Genomic DNA, 19,300 nt, shown 5'->3' on the forward strand with positions numbered 1-19,300 from the left:
GGCCGTACGCTGTGGCCGTGTTGCCCTTGGCGACCAGCACGGCGGGGGTGACTCGCGCGTGGTAGGCCGACCAGTGCGGGTACAGGTCCGTCACACCGAGGACCGCTGCGGCGACACCGGCCACCGCGAGACCGATCAGGTTGCGCTGCCACAGTGTGAGGGTGGGGGCGGTCATCCGGTCACCTCGGGCGTCACCACCATGACGGTGTCGGAGCGGGTTTCCAGGTGCCCGCGCAGGTCGATGACCAACCGGTTGTCCAGGCGCTCGTCGAGTCCCGGCCACACCCGCAGTTCGACCGGATCGGCACCGGGCGGGTCGAACAACTCCGGCGCCACGTCGAACACCCAGCTGCCGTGCTGGGTGATCCCGGGGTCGGCCCGGGAACTCAACGTGTAGCTGGGGAACCGATCCGAAGGCCGGTAGGTGTTGGGGCCCACCCGTAGCTCCACGTTGGGTCGTACGGTCTGCTGGGTCGCCGTCACCGACGCCCGCACCACCACCCATCTGCCGGCCGCGGTGACCGGCGGCGGATTCGACCACCGTGCGGAACCCTGGACCTCCCGCGTCAGCTGCACGTCGTCGACGGTGACCGCCAAAGTCCGACCGCTGGTCTCCACACCGAACCGGCCGTGGACGTCGAACGGCCCGTAGACCAGGGTGCTGTCGGGAAGGTGTTGCCACAGCAGTGTGGCGGCGACCAGGATCGGCGCCACGGCCAGGACGGGGAGTCCGCGGCGTGATCGCCGGACCGGCGCGCTCATTTGATGGTCACCGGCAGGGTGATCTCGGCATAGTCGGTCGAGCTGTCCACCCAGTCCTTGCCGTAGGTGACCAGCAGCTCGGCGAAGCGCTTCTGCGCGACTCGTAGCGTCACGTGGAGGTCGGGATGAATCGCGCTGTCCGGTACCCGCCACACAAAGACCAGATTCTCCTCCAGCCCCGGCCCGAGCTGGGCGATGGGGGAGCCGTCGGCCAGGCGAAACACCCCGACGGAGGTGCTTTGCGGTTGGTCGCGCAGCTGCATTTCGCCGAGCAACCGGCCCGGGATCGTCCCGTCGTTGCGCACGGTGCTCACCACGCCGAGGTAGCGGAAGCCGGGTTGGGCCGGCGCGATGGTCCGGCGTCCGGCGCGCAGCTCGTCGACCACGGTGGCGCGGGCGACCGTGAGGGTGAACTCACCGTCGCTGTGCGCTTCGTCGGCGGCGAACACCGTGGGCCCGGTGTCGACGGTGTCCAACCCTCCGAAAAGGCCGGCAACGGCCAGGATCAATCCGGCCGCAACCGTGCGCAGTTGACGCAGCTTCAGACGGTTGAGTTCGCCGCGCAGCCACTGGCCGAGCGATGCGATGCGGGACTTGACGTTGTTGGGAACCATCGATCCTGGAGTTGCCGTTCGACTCAGGCCCGTACGCCTGCCACCTGCGTGGTGATGCGTTCGGCCATAGTGGCCGCGGCGGGCCCGCCGTTGCCGTACTGACACACCTTCGCGCTGTAGAGCACGTTGCGAGTCACCCCCGCGACGTTCGAGCAGCCGTAGCCGATGGGCTCCTCGTTCACGAGTTGATCCTCGACCCACCGTGCGGCGGTGGGGCTGATCGTCTGGATCCGGAACCGCCACTGCGCCTTGGTGTTGCCTTTGATCGCGGCGATGGTGCCGTTGCACTTGGCCATGACACCCTTGTTGAACGCCTTGCCGAAGGCCCGGGTCGCCGTGTCGGAGTCGGCGTAGGCGGCCACCCGCTGTTGAACGGTGAACTCCCAGTTCTCGGCGTTGTCCCGGTCAGCCTGGAATCGGTAGCCGGTGTAGTCCCGTCCGAAGGTTTCGACGTCTGGACCGGTCAGCAGGGCGCACGCGGAGTCCTTGCCCAGGTCATCCGACTTGTAGGGGCGCCGGTTGGTCTTCTGCCAGTCGAATGTCACGCCGACGATGTCGCCGATCGCTTCGCTGGGCAACAGCAGTGACTCGACCTTTCCGGCAGGCACAGTCGCCTCGGTCGAGTCGGCTGCGGCGACCGGAAGATATCCGGCGAGCAGCACGCCCAGGCACGCGACGCTGACCCCGAAAAGCCGTCCCTGCGGTGCCTGCATGGCTGCCCCATCCCTTCGCGTGGCGTTCACGGTTGTGGAATCCAGTCGGTGATCTGGTTGCCGATCGCTGTCGCGGCCGGTGCGGCGTTGCCGAATTGGCATACGGTGACGGCCAATTCGACATTGCTGCGGGTTCGTGCCTCGTGCGCGCAGATCCAGTCGTCGGGTTTGTCGTCGGCGTATTGGGTCAGCGTCCACCGGGCTGTGTCGGCGGTGATACCGGTCAGGTTGAGCCGCCACTTGATGCGGTCATCGTCGCCTTGGCGGTGCACGACGGCGCCGTCGCAGCCGGCCAGGGCGTTCTTGTCGTAGGCCTTGCCGAAGTTCTCCCGCGCGGTGGCGACATCGGCGAAGGTGGCCACCTCCTGGGCGACGAAGTACTGGGAGCTGTCCTCGCCGTCTCGTACGCTCTGGCGCCGGAACGCCGTGTACTCGTTGGCGTAGCTGTCGGTATTTGAGCCGAACAGCACCGCGCATCCCGATTTGTCGCCCAGCCCACCGGCCGGCGCACCCGGCCTGGTGAACACGGTCTCGAAGCCCAGTTTCGCGCCGACCAGATCGTTCAGCTCCTCGATGGGCACCAACAGCGCGCTGAGCTTGCCCGGCGTCACCAAACGGGGCCCGGCCACCGGGGTCGGCGTTGGCTCTCGGGGCACACTCGGAGCGGCAGCGGGCACCGGTGGAGCCGTTGGATCTTGCTGGACGCTGGGCTCGGCGGCGGGGGCGGCGGGCGTCACCGCCGCGGCGGCGTCCTGGTCGGGGTCGTCGCCGGCGCAGCCGGCGAGGGTCCACGCCGTCAACCCGACACAGCAGGCTGCGATAAGCCGGCTCGTCACGGCAGTTTGACCAGCATCTTGTTGGCCAGCTGGAGGCCCTGCTTGACCAGGCCGATATTGGTTCGGCACGCCGACACCTCGACGACCACGTTGCGCTGCGAGGTCATGGCATGCGAGCAGGCGCCGCCGTCGGTGATGTTGTTGACGAGGTAGATGTCGTCCGGTGTGGAGACCACGTTGTTGACGGTCCGCGTCTCGGTCGACCCGCTGACATCCCCGGTCACCTTCTTGCGGTTGCAGTCGTTCCACTTCTGAATGGTGTTGGCGACCATGTTGGTCGCGGCGTGCTCGTCGTCGTAGCTCGATGCCACCGAGACCACCGAATAGCTGTTCTTGGAACCGAATCCGGTGAGTTCCTGGTAGTTCAGTCCGGTGAACCCGCTGCCGTTGTAGGTGCTGTCCAGCCCGGCGTAGACCGCGGTGGCGCACTGTGCGTCGGAGGTGCCCGCCGAACCGGCGACGGGCTGGGTCTGGGTCTTGTACACGGTCAGCTCCGACGGCGGGTCGGACGGCCATTTCACGATGGGCGCCGCATCTTCCGAGGTGAGTTGCAGGGCGGCCAGGTCGACGGTGGTGATGGTGTCGATCCCGGGGGCGCCGGGGGTGGCCGAAGCCGGGCCAGGCAGCACCGTGAGCGCCCCGGCGGCGCAGGTCGCAATCGCGAGCGCCAGATAACCGATACACCGGCCGGTGTCATCCCGTTGCATTGCACGTCCTTCGCGTTGGAGTTGGGCGGTTCGGTTATCGATGGAACCACATCGGGCAAGCCGTCGGTGGGGTGTGCGGCGAACTCCGGATAACATGCGTTCAGCCCCAGCCGCCGGTTCGGGGGAACATCAACACGGCGAAACGGAATGGTTTGCGATGCGTATTCAGGTAGTCGCGGTGTCTGCGGTGGCGTTGATCGGTGCCGCATTAGCCGGTTTGGACGGCACGGTCGCGCAGGCGGCTCCCAAGCCGGTGGACCTCGCCGACGTGCTGGTTCCCGCCGATGAGGTCAGCCAGCGGATGGACGCCCCGATGCAGGTGATCAGTGCCGAATCCGGTACCCACCCGATGACCGCTCCGACCACGGCGCCGGCCAACTGCGCGGCCGTGTATGCACCCGGATCCGCGGCGGGCTACGAGGGCTCGGGGTATACCGACATCGTTGTGCAGACCCTGCGGCAGCCTGGCGGCGAGGTGACCCCCAACGTGGTGCAGGCCGTCGCCGAATTCGCCGACGCCAAGGCGGCGCAGACCTACCTCAACGACCAGGCGGCCATCTGGAAAAGCTGCAAGGGCACGCCGTTCACTGCCGAATACACCAACGGCATGACCTCTGACCTGAAGGCCGGCGTGGTCACCGCGGGCGGGCTGGAGCTGTTCGCCACCCTGTTCGTCAACCCGATGAAGGGCAGCGCCGGCTGCGAACGGGTGCTGCAGGCGAAGAACAACTACATCGTCGATGTCCGGCTGTGCAACGACACCAACCCCGGCGGCAAGGGACGCAGCCTGCGTTCGCAGATCGTCCGGAACCTCGGCTAGCCGCCCCCGAAACCTCTCGAACCACGTCGACGAAAGGCCCGCTCCCCATGTGCGATTCGCACAACCTCGGCATGTTCGCCACCGTTATCGCCGCGGCCGGGCTGGTGCTCGCCGCACCGGCGGTCGCCGCTCCGGTCGATGCCGGTGACCTCGCTGCCCTGCAGCCTGGCCCCGCGGCGGTCAACGACCTGTTCGCCGGGCCGGGCCTGCGCAACCCGTCGCTGACCGTGACCGACCGTTCGACCAACCTGCAGAATTACGTGTCCACCGAGCGGTCCTGCGTCGGGGCGGTCTATCCCGGGACGGAATCGGCCTATCGGGGCAGTTCTCACCGGGGGATCGACATCCAGACGCTGACCAGCGACACCACCGGCCCGGTCCGGGTGCGGGTGACGACGGCCATCGCGGCGTTCCCCACCGAGGAAGCCGCGACGTCGTTCGTGAGCGAGACCGCCCAGTCCTGGCAGAACTGCGCCGGCGACGAGGTCAACCTGACATTGGCCGGGCAGGACGACGAGAAATGGTACGTGCAGACCCCCTCGGAGACCGCCAACGGTTTCGCGGTGCGGACCAACCGGGTGTCCGATCACTCGACTTGCTCGCACGTGATCACCGGCAAAGCCAACGCGTCCATCGAGGTGTTGGCGTGCACCACCGGCTTGATCTCCGACCAGGCGGTCAGGGTCGCCGACCAGGTTCGGGCCGGGATCAGCGGCTGACCCACGCGCTTCAGCGAATGTCACGTTGCGCCGCACCGCAGTGGGGGTGTCGGCAGGCTATCCGGAACTAGGAATTGCTGGTGCCCGGCCGGACCACCACTTCCTGCAGATGCCCGTCCGGCGGGGTGCGCACCGCGGCAGCCACCACCTCGGCAACGGTCTCGGGCCGCAGGAATCGGGCCGGGTCGTACTCGCCGCCCTCATAGGCGACCAGGGCCTGCTGCATGTCGGTGTCGACGCGGCCGGGGTAGACCGTGGTGACCCGCAGGGCCGGCTCGTCATTGCGCAGCGAGTCGGCGAACGCCCGCAGTGCGAACTTGCTTGCCGAATACGAGGCCATGCCGGCGGAAACCCGCTGTCCGGCCCCGGAGTTGATGAACACGACCTGCCCGCGAGCCGCCCGCAATGCCGGTAGCAGCGCCAGCGTCAGTGCAACCGCGCCGAACACGTTGACCTCGAAGGTGGCCCGCCACTCCTCGATGTAGGACTCTCCGGCCGAGCCGGGCAGCATCACCCCGGCGTTGTGCACCAGCACGTCGAGCTCGTCGACGATCTCGGTGGCCGCCTCCATCCCGTCGATGTCGGTGAGATCCAGCGGCCAGGTGGTGGCGCCGAGCCGCTCCGCCACCGCGTCCAGGCGGGCCGACGGCCGGCCGGCCAGCAGCAGCGTGTGGGTGGGGGCCAGGGCCGCCGCTATCGCTGATCCGATTCCGCCGCCGGCACCGGTGATCAGGGCGGTCGGCATCAACCGCAGTCCACGGGGCAGCCCGCCCCGTCGGCGGCGGCCGCTTCGATCGCATCACAGGTGGCCAGCCGCTCCAGCGGCTCCAGCGCACGGGTCAGCGTGTCCAGGTCCTCCGGGCTGAGCTTGCTCAGCATCGCCGCCAGGGCGGCGTGCCGGTTGGCCAGCGACTCGCGGTGACTCGCCAGGCCCTCCGGGGTGATGTCGACCAGCACCGCCCGCAGATCAGAGGGATCCCGGCTGCGCTTGACCAGACCGATCTTCTCCAGGCGGCGGATCGCCACCGTGGTGGTGGGAGTGCGAACCCGCTCGTGGGCGGCCAGCTCGGTCATCCGGATGGGGCCGCGGTCCAGCAGGGTGATCAGGATCGACAGCTGAGCCAGGGTCAACTCGCCGGTCGGGGTGCCCCCGCTGATGTCGCCGCGTCGCAGTATCGAGAACAGTCTGGACAGCGAGCGGTGCAAGCTCTCCGCGATCGCCGGCACCTGCGACGTGTCGGCCGTGCCCTCCGTCATAGTTCGCCAGTCTAACCGGCGGCCCCCACTAGGGGTGATAGGTCGGCGAAGGTCGGTGTCACAACACCTGGGACAAGAACTTCTGCAGCCGCTCGGTCTCGGCGTTGTCGAAGATCTGATCCGGCGGGCCGGATTCGACGACCATGCCGCGGTCCATGAAAACGACGGTGTCCGACGCCGACCGCGCGAAGCCCATCTCGTGGGTGACCACCACCATCGTCATGCCGTCGGCGCCGAGTTCGGCGATCAACGCCAGGATGCCCTTCACCAACTCCGGGTCCAGAGCGGAGGTCGCCTCGTCGAAGAGCATCACCTGCGGCTGCATCGCCAGGGCCCGCGCGATCGCCACCCGCTGCTGCTGGCCGCCGGACAGCGCCGCCGGGCGGGCCGCCGCCTTGTTCTTCAGCCCGACCCGCTCCAGGAGCCCCAGCGCGAGTTCGCGTGCGGCGTCGTCGGACATACCGCGCAGCTTGCGCGGGGCCAAGGTGATGTTGTCCAGCACACTGCGGTGCGGAAACAGGTTGAAATGCTGGAACACCATCCCGATCCGCTGGCGCAGCAGGTCCGGGTCGTCGGCCAACACCGATCGGCCGCCCAGCAGGACGTCGCCGCCGTCGGGCTCGTGCAGCCGGTTCAAGGTCCGCAGCATGGTCGACTTGCCCGAGCCGGAGGGACCGATCACCGCCGCGGTGGAGCCCGCGGGCACGTCGAGGTCGACTCCCCGCAACACCTGATGCCTGCCGAAGGACAACTGGATTCCTTTGGCCGCCAGAGACACCGGCCCAGCGGAGGAGTCGACCGTCACGTCATCTCCTGACTTGAGATCGCCGGGCTCAGCTCGACGGAATCGTCGGCCTCGGCCGGCCTGCCGCGCCGCAACCGGTGGTCGACGACGTTCACCAGGTGCGTCAGCGGGATGGTCAGCGCGAGGTAGAGGATGCCGGCGGCCACCAGCGGCGAAAGGCTGCCGGTCTGGGCGTTGTAGTCGCGGCCCACCTGGAACAGTTCCCGCTGGCCGGCGACCAGGCCCAGGAAGTACAGCAGCGCCGACGCCTTCAGCAGCGCGATGAACTGATTGACCAGCGCCGGCAGCACCCGGCGGATGCCCTGCGGAATCACCACCAGGCGCATCGCGGCCGGGTAGCCGAAACCCAGTGCGCGCGAGGCCTCCAGCTGACCGGACTCCACACTCTGGATGCCCGAACGCAGGATCTCCCCGATGTAGGCCGCGGCGGTCAGCCCCAGTGCCGCGATCCCCAGCGGGTACGGATTGTTGTGGGTCAGCCCGCTCACCAGCGGTCCGACCGCCAGGCCGATGAGCAGGATGATCAGCACCTCGGGCAGGCCCCGGAAGATGTCGGTGTAGATCCGGGCCGGCCAGCGCAGCCATCGGCTGCGGGAGAGCCCGGCCACGGCCAGCCCCAGCCCGGCCACCAAGCCGATGGCGCCGCCGCTCAAAGTTAGCAGCACGGTGTTGGGCAGGCCCGTCTTGAGCAGGTCCGGCAGCGCCTGCCGGTACAGCTGCCAGTCGAAGAAGGAGTCGCGCAGTTGCGCCAGCATCGACTTGGGCGCGTACGGCTCGGCCTCGGGCTTGTGGTGACGGGCGGCGATCGCGGCGAAGTCCGGCAGGTGCGGGGTGGGTGCCGACTTGGACCCCGGCTGCCAGTCCGGCGGCAGCGGTCGCGGCACCCAGTCGGTGTAAAGCTGCGGCCAGGTGCCGTCCTCGATCACCGCATCCAGACCGGAGTTCAACGCGTTGATCAGAGGTTGGTTGTTCTTGGCCACCGCGAACGCCTCGAAGCCGGCCGGGCTGAACGTGTAGCCCACGATCTGCGCCGGGTCGCCGGGCCGCAGCAGGTTCAGCGCGGTCAGCGACGGCGCCACCCACGCGTCGATCTGGTGGCTTTTCAGGCTGGCGTAGAGCGTGATGGAGTCGGGGAACCGCACGGGTTCGACTTCCAGGGTGTCGACGACGTAGGCGTCCTCCACGGTGCCCTGGACCACCGCGACGCGGCGTCCGTCGGTCAGGTTGTCGAACCCGGTGATTCCCGACCCCGCCGGAACCACCAGCGCCATGTAGCCGAAGTCGTAGCCGTTGGTGAAACCGACTGTGCGACGGCGTTCTTCGGTGGCGTTGATCGACGCCGACCCGACGTCGAAGCGTCCGGACTCCACCTGGGCCAGCAGCCCGAAGAAGTCGGTGCCGACGAACTGGATCCGCAGGCCCAGCTTCTTGGCGATGGCCCGCAGCAGTTCGTTGTCGAATCCGCTGTAACGGCCTTTGGCGTTGATGCAGTTGGTCGGGGGGCTCTCGGTCAGGGTGCCGACGGTCAGCACGCCCGGTGTGCCCAGCCGTAGCTTGCTGATGTCGATCGAACTCAGCGGGTCGACGCCGGCCGTGGTGTATTTGTCCTCGCGCGGGCGCTTGGCGGTGGCCAGCTTGAGCGGCAGCGTCACCGCGGCCTGCTCCCCGGGAGGGGCGCACAGCTCGGGGGCCGCCCCGGCCGGGGGGACCGCCGCCAGGCCGCCGACGATCAGCACGGTGGCGACCAACGCCGCCAGCCTTACTGCTGGTCGCGCCATCGGCACAGCGCCTCGACGGCGCTCAGGTCATAGTCCGGTCCGCTGCTGCCGATGGTCAGCAGCCGCACCCCGAGTCGGGTCAACGCGTCGGCCTCGGCGAGCAGGTCGGCCACGCTGCCGCGGGTCTGGTCGCCACCCAGAGCGGCGGAGTGTTCGATTGTGGCGGGATCGCGTCCAACGGCGGCGCAGTGCTCGGCGAGGATCGCCGCTTTGTGCGGGTAGGTGTCGGCGTCGGCGAAGCTGTGCCATATGTCGGCGTGCTCGGCGACCAGGCGCAGCGTCTTGCGCTCGCCGCCGCCTCCGATCAGCATCGGGATAGGCCGGGTGGGCGGCGGATTGAGCTGTGCCAGGCGGCTTTTGATCCTTGGCAGCGCGGCGGCCAGATCATCGAGCCGGCTGCCGGCGGTACCGAACTCGTATCCGTATTCGCGATAGTCCCGGTGCTTCCAGCCCGAGCCGATGCCCAGGATCAGCCGGCCGTCGCCGATGTGATCGACGGTGCGGGCCATGTCGGCGAGCAGCTCCGGGTTGCGGTAGGAGTTGCACGACACCAGCGCACCGATCTCGATCCGCGAGGTCTGCTCAGCCCAGGCGCCCAGCATGGTCCAGCATTCGAAGTGCGGGCCGTCGCGGTCGCCGTAGAGCGGGAAGAAGTGATCCCAGTTGAAGGCGATGTCGACGCCGAGGTCTTCGCAGCGCCGGACGGCGTCGCGGATCGCGCGATAGCGCGGGGCGTGCTGGGGTTGTAGTTGTACACCGATCCTGGGACGGCTCACGTCGTCACGGTAACGCCGCGCGCAGCAGTTCGACCAGCGCGCGGGGTTGATCACTTTGCACAGAATGTCCGGAACCGGCCACGACGTGGGTCGTCAGGCCCGGCGAGCGCCGCGCGTACTCGGCGACATCCTCCTCGGTCACGAACCCCGAAGCACCGCCGCGGATCAAGGTGGTCGGCGCGGAGACCACCGAGACATCGGCCCAGAGCGGGGTGAAGTCGCCGACGGTGCGGATGGTGTCGTAGCGCCAGGTCCAGCGGCCGTCCGGCAGCCGGCGGGTGTTGTGGAACAGGCCGCGCCGCAGCGACTCCGGATCCCGGTGCGGCGCCGCCGCTGCCGTCACGGCCAGCATCGACTCGAAATCGGGGAAGGTCCGATCGCCCTGGGCCAAAGCCACCGTCCCGCGGTCGGCGGCGCTCATCTGTGCGTGCCGCTGCAGCGCGGAAGGAGTGACGTCCACGATCGCCAACCGGGGGACCAGGTCCGGTGTGGTGGCCGCCAACCGGATCGCGGTCAGCCCGCCCAGCGACATACCGACCACCAACTCGGCCCTCGGCGCCAGCTCACGCAGCACCGGCTCCAGGGCGGCGGCGTTGCGCTGGGGTGAGTAGTCGCCGTCGTCGCGCCAGGCGGAGCGGCCGTGGCCGGGCAGGTCTACGGCCAGCGCGGGCTCACCCAGCCCGACGATGACGGTGTCCCAGGTGTGGGCGTTCTGCGCGCCGCCATGCAGGAACACCACACGCGGTGGGGCGGTCCCCCAGCGCAGCGCACTGGTGTCGCCGGCCTGGATGCGCTGCACGGTTGGCAGCGGACCGGCCACGCCGGCCTGTTCGGCGTTGCCGCTCAGGAACGCGAACTCGTCAGGTGTTTCCTCGCTCACTCTGCGTCCATGGCGTAGAAGTGCGAGTCGGTCACGCCCTGGGCGCAGAGTGAACGTCTAGCCGACGATGAACTGTTCGAGTTCGGCGCGCGCGACGTCGTCGGGCAGCTGCTTGGGCGGGCTCTTCATCAGGTACGCCGAGGCCGGCAGGATCGGGCCGCCGATGCCGCGGTCCTTGGCGATCTTGGCCGCCCGCACCGCGTCGATGATGATGCCGGCCGAGTTCGGCGAGTCCCACACCTCGAGCTTGTACTCCAGGTTCAGCGGGGCGTCACCGAAGGCCCGGCCCTCCAGCCGCACGTAGGCCCACTTGCGGTCATCCAGCCAGGCCACGTGGTCGGACGGGCCGATGTGGACGTTCTTGTCCTCGACCTTGCCGGCCAGCGAACCGGTCAGGTTGGAGGTGACGGCCTGGGTCTTGGACACCTTCTTGGACTCCAGCCGCTCACGCTCGAGCATGTTCTTGAAGTCCATGTTGCCGCCGACGTTGAGCTGGTAGGTGCGGTCCAGGGTGACACCGCGGTCCTCGAACAGCTTGGCCATCACCCGGTGAGTGATGGTGGCGCCGACCTGGCTCTTGATGTCGTCACCGACGATGGGAACGCCGGCATCGGCGAACTTCTTGGCCCACACCGGGTCGGAGGCGATGAACACCGGCAGCGCGTTGACGAACGCGACGTTGGCGTCGATGGCGCACTGGGCGTAGAACTTGTCGGCGTCGTCCGAGCCCACCGGCAGGTAGGAGACCAGCACGTCGACCTTGGCCTCCCGCAGCGCCGCGACCACGTCGACGGGCTCGGCGTCGGAGACCTCGATGGTGTCGGCGTAGTACTTGCCGATGCCGTCGAGGGTCGGGCCGCGCTGCACCACCACGTTGGTCGGCGGCACGTCAGCGATCTTGATGGTGTTGTTCTCCGAGGCGAAGATGGCCTCCGAGAGGTCGAAGCCGACCTTCTTGGCGTCCACGTCGAACGCGGCGACGAACTTCACGTCGCGGACGTGGTACGGACCGAAGCGCACGTGCATCAGACCGGGCACCGTCGAACTGTCGTCGGCGTTCTGGTAGTACTGCACGCCTTGGACCAGCGAGGACGCGCAGTTACCGACGCCGACAATGGCGACCCGCACATCCGTCGTTTGCTCAGTCATATCCGACGCTCTCCTTTTTCTGCTTGCACTGCTGACGTGCTGTGTTGTGTTGTCCCGATGCCCGCGTCCGGCAGGATCAAGGTTGTTCGGCCCGGCCCTGCGACACCCGTTCGGCCGCGATCAGCTCGTTGAGCCACTTGACCTCCCGCTCACTGGATTCCAGCCCGAGCTGGTGCAGTTGGCGGGTGTAGCGGTCCAATGAGTTGCTGGCCCGGGTCACCGCGTTACGCAGGCCTTCCCGGCGTTCCTCCACCTGCCGGCGGCGGCCCTCCAGGATCCGCATCCGCGCTTCGGCGGGGGTGCGGTTGAAGAACGCCAGGTGGACTCCGAAGCCGTCGTCGGTGTAGTTCTGCGGGCCGGTGTCTGCCACCAGCTCGTTGAAACGCTGACGACCGGCGTCGGTCAGCCGGTATACGCGGCGGGCCCGGCGCACCGGGGTCCCCGCCGGCGCGGCGTCTTCGGCGATCATCCCGGCCGCCTGCATGCGCCGCAGCGCGGGGTACAGCGAGCCGTAGGAGAACGCCCGGAACGCACCCAGCAGACCGGTCAGCCGCTTCCGGAGCTCGTAGCCGTGCATCGGCGACTCGAGCAGCAAGCCCAAAATGGCAAGCTCCAGCACGAGTCACCTCCTGTGATGATCAGCTACGACCGGTCGACGGTTCGCGCCATAGTATCGCGCCGATATAACCGATCCCAAGTCGCTACTGTTCGCTCGCTATTCAGATCCCCGAAACGGGCAGTTCAGCGGTTCAAGAAGGGTAATTGACGCGCTTGATAGTTCCATCACCGGCGAACGCGATGTAGCCGCTGCCGTAATCGCTGGAAACGTACGCCGACAGTGACACCGCCCCCGGCGCCGTCGGATCCTTCGCCGGGCCGATGATCAGGTAGGTGTTCTTGACCTCGGTGGGCTTGATTCCGAGCGTCTCGGGGGCTCCCCGCAGAATCCCCACCGCGGCCTTCAGGTCGAACCCGGCCAGGTTGACCGATTCCGTGTCGCCGCTGCTCCTGGCCGAGGTGGACGGGTCATCCCAGCCGCCGCGGTAGTGGTAACTCAGTTGGCGGCGTGGCTCGGTGGGATCGGGCCGTTCCAGGGACGCGTACTCGGGGTAGACCACCAGCCGGTAGCCCATGGTGTCGCCGAACTTGGCACGGGCCTGTTCCAGCAGGCCGCTGAGTCCGCCCAGCGAGTGCAGCTGCCGCGGCGGGGTGAGCACCACCGGCGTGACGCCGTCGGGCTTGGCACCGGGGTCGGAGGTGAAGTTCAGCGGGGAGCTGGTGTTTCCGTAGACCCCCCAGCCGAGGCCCATCCCCAACAGCACTGCCGCGCCCAGAGCGGCCAGCGCGGTCAGGCCGACGCCGCGGACGCTGAACTTCGTGGGTTTGCTCAGCGTCGGCAGTTTCACCGGTGCGCTCGCGGTCTGTAGATCGGTGACCAGGGCGTGCAGATCGCCCAGCGTGACAGCACGGGTTGCCGCGCTGACCCGCTCCCGATGTTCGGCGCTGGACAACTGCCCCTCAGCCAGGGCGTTGTCCAGGATTCGGCAGACGTCGTCCCGATCGCTGTCCTTGGCCCGGGTTCCGGATGTCTGCCGCGTTGCCACGGCGACGATAGTAGAAGAACTCGACGCCGCAGGACTCCCGAATCTGCCCGTCACGCGGGATAGGGGCGTTCATCACCACGGTCCGCAGGCACCCGACGTACTCTGGTCACCGTGCGATTGCAGCGACAGGTAGTGGACTACGCGCTTCGGCGCCGTTCCCTGCTGGCCGAGGTCTACTCCGGGCGCACCGGGGTTTCCGAAGTGTGCGACGCCAACCCGTATCTGCTTCGGGCTGCGAAGTTCCACGGCAAGCAGAGTGCCGTGGTCTGTCCGATCTGCCGCAAGGAGCAGCTCACCTTGGTGTCGTGGGTGTACGGCGATCACCTGGGTGCGGTGTCGGGTTCGGCGCGTTCCGCCGAGGAACTGGTACTGCTGGCCACCCGCTACCCGGAGTTCTCGGTGCACGTGGTCGAGGTGTGCCGGACCTGCAGCTGGAATCATCTGGTGAAGTCATACGTACTGGGTATCGCGCGCCCGCCCAAAGGATCCCGCGGTCGGCGGACGGCACGCAGCGGAGCCCGTACCGCCAGTGAGTAAACACCACGACGACCGGTCGGATGGTGGCTCGACCGGGCCCTCCGATGGCGGCGGCCAGCGCCCGCCGGCCGGGCCGGACGACCGGCTCACCGCGATCATTCCGGCGGTCGATGACGCCGTGACCGCCGACCTGCGCGACCCGATCGACGCGGTCAAGGCGGCCCTCGACGGAGAGCCCCGGCAACGCGAGCAGACGCTGAGCGGCCGCATCCCGCGGCGCGAGCCGCCCCGGGACAAGGCGGCGCCCCCCGAGGAGCCGCCGCGGCGTCCCGAGCGTTCCGACGACGCCGATCGGCCCGTCGCGCCCAATCCGCTGGAGTGGCTGCGTCAGCACCCGCCGAACTGGAGATGGATCCGGCGCGGGCTCTACATCTCCGCGGCGGTCATGCTGCTGCTGCCGGTGATCACGTTCGCGATGGCCTACTCCATCACCGACGTGCCCTCGCCGGGTGACATCCGGACCAATCAGGTGTCGACCATCCTGGCCAACGACGGGTCGGAGCTCGCCAAAATCATTCCGCCGGAAGGCAACCGCGTCGACATCGACATCAACCAGGTGCCGGTCTACGTGCGTAACGCGGTGTTGGCCGCCGAAGACCGCGACTTCTACTCCAACCCGGGATTCTCGGTGTCGGGTTTCGCTCGCGCGATCAAGAACAACCTCTTCGGCGGCGACACCCAGGGCGGCTCGACCATCACTCAGCAGTACGTCAAGAACGCTTTGGTCGGGTCCGAGCGGGCCGGGATGGGCGGGTTGGTCCGCAAGGCCAAAGAACTCGTGATCGCCACCAAGATGTCCAGCGCGTGGCAGAAGGACGACGTGCTGCAGGCCTACCTGAACATCATCTACTTCGGCCGCAGCGCCTACGGGATCGCCGCGGCGGCCAAGGCCTATTTCGACAAGCCCGTCGAGCACCTCGATGTCGCCGAGGGGGCGCTGCTGGCGGCGCTGATTCAGCGGCCGTCCACGCTAGATCCCGCCGTGGATCCCGAAGGTGCTCTCGAACGGTGGAACTGGGTGCTCGACGGCATGGTGGAGACCGGTGCGCTGACGGCCGGTGAGCGTGCCACCCAGGAGTTTCCGTCGACGGTGTCGCCCGAGTTGGCTCGTTCGCGCAACATCACCACCGGCCCCAACGGGCTGATCCAGCGGCAGGTCACCCAGGAACTGCTGGAGCTGTTCAACATCGACGAGCAGACCCTGAACACCCAGGGTCTGCAGATCACCACCACCATCGATCCCCAGGCGCAGGACGCCGCCGAGGAAGCTGTGACCACCTACCTCAAGGACCAGATCCCCAACATGCGGTCCGCGGTGGTGTCCATCGACCCGCGCGACGGCGGGGTGCGCGCCTACTACGGGGGCTCGGATGCGGCGGGCTTCGACTTCGCCCAGGCGGGTTTGCAGACCGGGTCGTCGTTCAAGGTGTTCGCGCTGGTGGCCGCGCTCGAGCAGGGCATCGGGCTGGGCTATCAGATCGACAGTTCACCGCTGACCGTCGAGAACGGCCGGATCAAGATCACCAACGCCGAGGGCGAGAGCTGCGGGGTCTGCAACATCGCCGAGGCGCTCAAACGCTCCTTGAACACCGCCTACTACCGGCTGATGCTCAAGCTCAAGAACGGTGCGCAGGACGTCGCCGACGCGGCGCATCAGGCCGGCGTCGCCAAGAGCTTCCCCGGTGTGCCGCACACCCTGTCGCAGGACGGCGGTCCGCCGGAAGGCGGCGTCGTGCTGGGCCAGTACCAGACCAGGGTCATCGACATGGCATCGGCGTACGCGACGCTGGCCGACTCCGGCGTCTACCACCCGCCGCACTTCGTGCAGAAGGTGGTCAGCGCCGACGGCCAGGTGCTCTTCGACGCGCAGACCGCCGAAGACACCGGCGAGCAGCGCATCTCCAAGGCGGTCGCCGACAACGTCACCGCCGCCATGCAGCCCATCGCCGGCTGGTCGCGCGGGCACAATCTGGCCGGGGGACGGCCGTCGGCGGCCAAGACCGGGACCACGCAGCTGGGCGACACCGGAGCCAACCGGGACGGCTGGATGGTCGGCTACACACCGTCGTTGTCGACGGCGGTGTGGGTGGGCACCACCGGGGGCGACGAGCCTCTGGTGAATCAGTGGGGCGGCCCGGTGTACGGCGCGAGCATTCCGGCTGACATCTGGAAGGCCACCATGGACGGCGCCCTGCAGGGCACCCCGAACGAATCCTTCCCCACGCCCACCGAGATCGGCGGCTACGCCGGCGTTCCGGCCGCACCGCCGCCTCCGCCGCAGGACTACGGCCCGCCGCCTCCGCCGTCGGAGACCGTTATCCAGCCGACGATCGAGATAGCGCCGGGCATCACCATCCCGATCGGTCCGCCCACCACGATCCCGGCCGGGCCGCCTCCGCCGCAGGCGCCACCCGCGCCGCAGGCACCGGCTCCGCCGCAGGCTCCCGAGCCGGCGGCGCCGCCGCCCGGGGAACCGCCGCCCCCGGTGCCGTAGCGCCTTTGTGACCCGGTTTCAACTTGTCACCGCGGTCCGCGGAAGTACTCTGTTGTCCATGCGACTGCAGCGACGCTGGGGGGATGAAGACGTGCAGAGCACTTCGCCGACTGCCGCAATGGGCTGCGCCCCGACTGCAAGGGGCGAGACTCGAAAGCCCGGTTCTTACCTGCGGGGACGCCCCGCGAGCCAGTGAGAGGCCAGGGTCCGACAGCGCCGGAGGCGGACAGCGCTGATGACGAACGCTCGACGGTCGGTGACCGACCGTCGGTCGCTGAGATTGTCGAGGCGAACGACTCGCCGGTCGAGGCACCGGTAGAGGCACCGGCCAAGGTCGAGAAGAAGACGGCCGCGAAGAAGGCTCCGGCGAAAGCCGTCAAGAAAGCGGTCGCGAAGAAGGCTCCGGCGAAAGCCGTGAAGAAGACGCCCGCCAAGAAGGCACCCGCCAAGACTGCGAAGAAGGCTCCGGCGAGAAAGGCTCCGGCGAGAAAGGCTCCGGCGAAGAAGGCTCCGGCAGCCGCGCCGGACAAGGATCTGACCAGCGCTCCGGTCGAGGAGAATCCGGCCAGCGCTCCGGTCGAGGAGGACCTGGCCAAAGCTCCGGTCACCGTCCCCGACGATGTCGCGGACAAGATCGTCTACGAGGTTCCCGCAGTGCCGGAGCCGGAGCCGGATCCCCTCGAAATGGTCAGGGCGGCCCTGGACCGGCTGAAGCCGAGCCCGCCCGCCAAAGCGCTTGCCGATTCACCTGCTGACCCCGACGACGAGGAGGAGGCGGGTTCGCGACGGCGGGTCAACTGGGCCTGGATCCGGCGCGGTCTGTACGCCGCCACCGCGACCATGCTGGTGGCCCCGGTGGTCACCTTCGCCATGGCCTACCACACGGTCGAGGTTCCCCAACCCGGCGACATGCACACCAACCAGGTGTCGACGATCGTCGCCGCCGACGGCACCGAATTGGCGAGAATCGTTCCGCCGGAAGGCAACCGCATCGATATCAAGATCGACCAGGTGCCGGTCCACGTGCGCGACGCGGTGCTGGCCGCCGAGGACCGCGACTTCTACACCAACTCCGGGTACTCCTTCTCGGGGGTCTTCCGGGCGGTGAAGAACAACCTGCTCGGCGGTGACACCCAGGGCGCTTCGACCATCACCCAGCAGTATGTGAAGAACGCGCTGGTCGGATCCGAACGGGCCGGTGTGCGGGGAGTGGTCCGCAAGGGCAAAGAGCTCGTCATCGCCACCAAGATGTCCGAGGTGTGGTCCAAAGACGAGGTGCTGGAGGCCTACCTCAACATCATCTACTTCGGACGCACCGCCTACGGGATCGCCGCGGCGGCGCGGGCGTTCTTCGACAAACCGGTCGAGGAACTGACCGTCTCCGAGGGTGCGCTGCTGGCAGCGATGATCCAGCGCCCGTCGACGCTGGACCCCGCGTTCAACCGGGACCTGGCTGTGGACCGCTGGAACTGGGTACTCGACGGCATGGTCGAAACCGGCGCCCTGACGCTCAGCGAGCGGGCCAAGCAGATGTTCCCGACGACGGTCCCGCCGGACCAGGCGCGTAACGCCGACCAGGCCTCCGGGCCCAACGGGCTGATTCAGCGCCAGGTCACCGAAGAGTTGCTCGACATGTTCCACATGGACGAGCAGATGCTGAACATGCAGGGCTTCCGGATCACCACCACCATCGACATGAAGGCGCAGCGGGCCGTGGAGAGGGCGGTCGAGGGGGTCATGGCCGGGCAGAAGCCGGCCCTGCGGACCGCGGTGGTCTCCATCGACCCGCGCAACGGCGCGGTGGTGGCCTACTACGGCGGCGCGGAGGCCGGCGGCTTCGACTTCGCCCAGGCCGGTTTGCAGACCGGCTCGTCGTTCAAAGTGTTCGCCCTGGTGGCGGCGCTCAAACAGGGCATCGGACTGGGCTACCAGGTCGACAGTGCACCGCTGACCGTCGGCCGCACCAAGATCAGCAACGTCGGCGGCGCCAGCTGCGGTGTCTGTAACATCGCCGAGGCCCTCAAGCGGTCGCTGAACACGTCGTACTACCGGCTGATGCTCAAGCTCAAGCACGGCCCCGAAGACGTCGCCGAAGCCGCGCACGACGCCGGGATCGCCAAGAGTTTCCCGGGCGTCCCCTACACGCTGTCCGAGGACGGCCGCGGTGGGCCGCCCGAAAACGGGATTGTGCTGGGCCAGTACCAGACCCGGGTGATCGATATGGCGTCGGCGTACGCCACCCTGGCCGACTCGGGGATGTACCACAAGCCGCACTTCATCGCGAAGGTCGTCGGGCCCGACAACCGGGTGCTCTTCGACATCGCCGCGGCCGAGGACAGCGGCGAGCAGCGTATCCCGAAAGCGGTCGCCGATAACGTGACCGATGCCATGAAGGCGATCCCCAGTTTTTCGGGCGGGCACGACTTGGCCGGTGGCCGTCCCGCCGCCGCCAAGACCGGCACCACCCAGCTCGGCAACACCGGCGCCAACCGGGACGCCTGGATGGTCGGCTACACGCCGACGCTGTCGACGGCGGTCTGGGTCGGCACCGACAAGGGTGACGAGCCGCTGACCAACAAGTGGGGCGGGCCGGTCTACGGCGCGGGCCTTCCGGGTGACATCTGGAAGGCCAGCATGGACGGCGCGCTGTGGGGAGATCCGATCCTGCAGTTCCCCAAGCCCACCGAGATCGGTGGGTCCGCCGGGGTGCCGGCGTCGGCGCCGCTACCGCCGCCGACGGAGTGGTACTCACCGCCGCAACAGGACTGGTACGAGCCGCCGCCACCGCCGCCTCCGCCGCCGGCCTTCCCGATGCCGGAGCCGTTCCCGCCTCCGCCGCCCCCACCACA

19 protein-coding genes are annotated in these 19,300 nt (G+C 68.3%); 5 read left to right on the plus strand and 14 right to left on the minus strand.

Annotated features, from left to right (window positions below; translation table 11 throughout):
* Positions 1-171: 171 nt before the first annotated feature.
* From AWC16_RS15845 to AWC16_RS15865, 5 genes are read right to left on the minus strand one after another with little or no spacing between them, the layout of a single operon-like run.
* Positions 172-762: a hypothetical protein gene (locus AWC16_RS15845; RefSeq protein ID WP_085265688.1), complete on the minus strand. Its 591-nt coding sequence runs from the start codon at positions 760-762 to the stop codon at positions 172-174.
* Entirely contained in the window at positions 759-1,376 is a 618-nt protein-coding gene (locus tag AWC16_RS15850; RefSeq protein WP_085265689.1) for a hypothetical protein, read from the minus strand. Before AWC16_RS15850 ends, AWC16_RS15845 begins: the two co-directional genes overlap by 4 nt.
* Positions 1,377-1,399: 23 nt before the next feature.
* A complete protein-coding gene (locus AWC16_RS15855) occupies positions 1,400-2,089 on the minus strand; it encodes a sensor domain-containing protein (protein WP_085265690.1) in 690 nt (229 codons plus the stop codon).
* A 26-nt stretch (positions 2,090-2,115) separates the two neighbouring features.
* On the minus strand, positions 2,116-2,925 hold the full coding sequence (locus AWC16_RS15860; RefSeq protein ID WP_165759240.1) for a sensor domain-containing protein: 810 nt from the start codon (positions 2,923-2,925) through the stop codon (positions 2,116-2,118).
* The gene (locus AWC16_RS15865) at positions 2,922-3,632 is read right to left on the minus strand and encodes a sensor domain-containing protein (protein WP_165759241.1); all 711 of its coding nucleotides are present in this window, start codon (positions 3,630-3,632) and stop codon (positions 2,922-2,924) included. The genes AWC16_RS15860 and AWC16_RS15865 overlap by 4 nt, the downstream gene beginning before the upstream one ends.
* Positions 3,633-3,789: 157 nt before the next feature.
* On the opposite strand from AWC16_RS15865, the gene AWC16_RS15870 reads away from it, so the two are divergent.
* Positions 3,790-4,452 carry a sensor domain-containing protein gene (locus AWC16_RS15870; RefSeq protein WP_165759242.1) on the plus strand — a complete coding sequence of 221 codons (663 nt, stop codon included), beginning with the start codon at positions 3,790-3,792 and terminating at the stop codon, positions 4,450-4,452.
* Between the two features lie 47 nt (positions 4,453-4,499).
* Entirely contained in the window at positions 4,500-5,171 is a 672-nt protein-coding gene (locus AWC16_RS15875) for a sensor domain-containing protein (protein ID WP_085265693.1), read from the plus strand.
* 67 nt (positions 5,172-5,238) lie between these two features.
* Here the strand turns inward: AWC16_RS15875 and AWC16_RS15880 are convergent, their stop codons facing one another.
* The 9 genes from AWC16_RS15880 to AWC16_RS15920 form a co-directional block, all read right to left on the minus strand.
* Positions 5,239-5,916 (minus strand): SDR family oxidoreductase, encoded by a 678-nt coding sequence (locus AWC16_RS15880; RefSeq protein WP_085265694.1) that lies wholly within the window; start codon positions 5,914-5,916, stop codon positions 5,239-5,241.
* Entirely contained in the window at positions 5,916-6,428 is a 513-nt protein-coding gene (locus AWC16_RS15885; protein WP_085265695.1) for a MarR family winged helix-turn-helix transcriptional regulator, read from the minus strand. Before AWC16_RS15885 ends, AWC16_RS15880 begins: the two co-directional genes overlap by 1 nt.
* 58 nt (positions 6,429-6,486) lie before the next feature.
* Positions 6,487-7,233 carry an amino acid ABC transporter ATP-binding protein gene (locus AWC16_RS15890; protein ID WP_109561444.1) on the minus strand — a complete coding sequence of 249 codons (747 nt, stop codon included), beginning with the start codon at positions 7,231-7,233 and terminating at the stop codon, positions 6,487-6,489.
* Positions 7,230-9,011 carry an ABC transporter substrate-binding protein/permease gene (locus AWC16_RS15895; protein WP_085265696.1) on the minus strand — a complete coding sequence of 594 codons (1,782 nt, stop codon included), beginning with the start codon at positions 9,009-9,011 and terminating at the stop codon, positions 7,230-7,232. Before AWC16_RS15895 ends, AWC16_RS15890 begins: the two co-directional genes overlap by 4 nt.
* Positions 8,993-9,787 carry an LLM class F420-dependent oxidoreductase gene (locus AWC16_RS15900; protein ID WP_085265728.1) on the minus strand — a complete coding sequence of 265 codons (795 nt, stop codon included), beginning with the start codon at positions 9,785-9,787 and terminating at the stop codon, positions 8,993-8,995. The genes AWC16_RS15895 and AWC16_RS15900 overlap by 19 nt, the downstream gene beginning before the upstream one ends.
* Positions 9,788-9,791: 4 nt before the next feature.
* On the minus strand, positions 9,792-10,667 hold the full coding sequence (locus AWC16_RS15905) for an alpha/beta fold hydrolase (RefSeq protein WP_085265697.1): 876 nt from the start codon (positions 10,665-10,667) through the stop codon (positions 9,792-9,794).
* A 57-nt stretch (positions 10,668-10,724) separates the two neighbouring features.
* Positions 10,725-11,816 (minus strand): inositol-3-phosphate synthase, encoded by a 1,092-nt coding sequence (locus AWC16_RS15910; protein WP_085265698.1) that lies wholly within the window; start codon positions 11,814-11,816, stop codon positions 10,725-10,727.
* A gap of 76 nt (positions 11,817-11,892) precedes the next feature.
* On the minus strand, positions 11,893-12,435 hold the full coding sequence (locus tag AWC16_RS15915) for a PadR family transcriptional regulator (protein ID WP_085265699.1): 543 nt from the start codon (positions 12,433-12,435) through the stop codon (positions 11,893-11,895).
* 130 nt (positions 12,436-12,565) lie between these two features.
* On the minus strand, positions 12,566-13,420 hold the full coding sequence (locus AWC16_RS15920; protein WP_109561445.1) for a DUF1707 SHOCT-like domain-containing protein: 855 nt from the start codon (positions 13,418-13,420) through the stop codon (positions 12,566-12,568).
* Between the two features lie 111 nt (positions 13,421-13,531).
* Here AWC16_RS15920 and AWC16_RS15925 point away from each other — a divergent pair, with 111 nt between their 5' ends.
* The 3 genes from AWC16_RS15925 to AWC16_RS15935 all read left to right on the plus strand — a co-directional run.
* The gene (locus AWC16_RS15925; RefSeq protein WP_085265700.1) at positions 13,532-13,957 is read left to right on the plus strand and encodes a DUF5318 family protein; all 426 of its coding nucleotides are present in this window, start codon (positions 13,532-13,534) and stop codon (positions 13,955-13,957) included.
* Positions 13,950-16,451: a transglycosylase domain-containing protein gene (locus tag AWC16_RS15930; RefSeq protein WP_085265701.1), complete on the plus strand. Its 2,502-nt coding sequence runs from the start codon at positions 13,950-13,952 to the stop codon at positions 16,449-16,451. Before AWC16_RS15925 ends, AWC16_RS15930 begins: the two co-directional genes overlap by 8 nt.
* A 534-nt stretch (positions 16,452-16,985) precedes the next feature.
* Positions 16,986-19,300, plus strand: a 2,315-nt coding sequence (locus AWC16_RS15935) for a transglycosylase domain-containing protein (RefSeq protein WP_085265730.1), incomplete at its 3' end; no start/stop codon positions are given.

This window comes from Mycolicibacter longobardus, from assembly GCF_002102265.1.
Lineage (GTDB): Bacteria > Actinomycetota > Actinomycetes > Mycobacteriales > Mycobacteriaceae > Mycobacterium > Mycobacterium longobardum.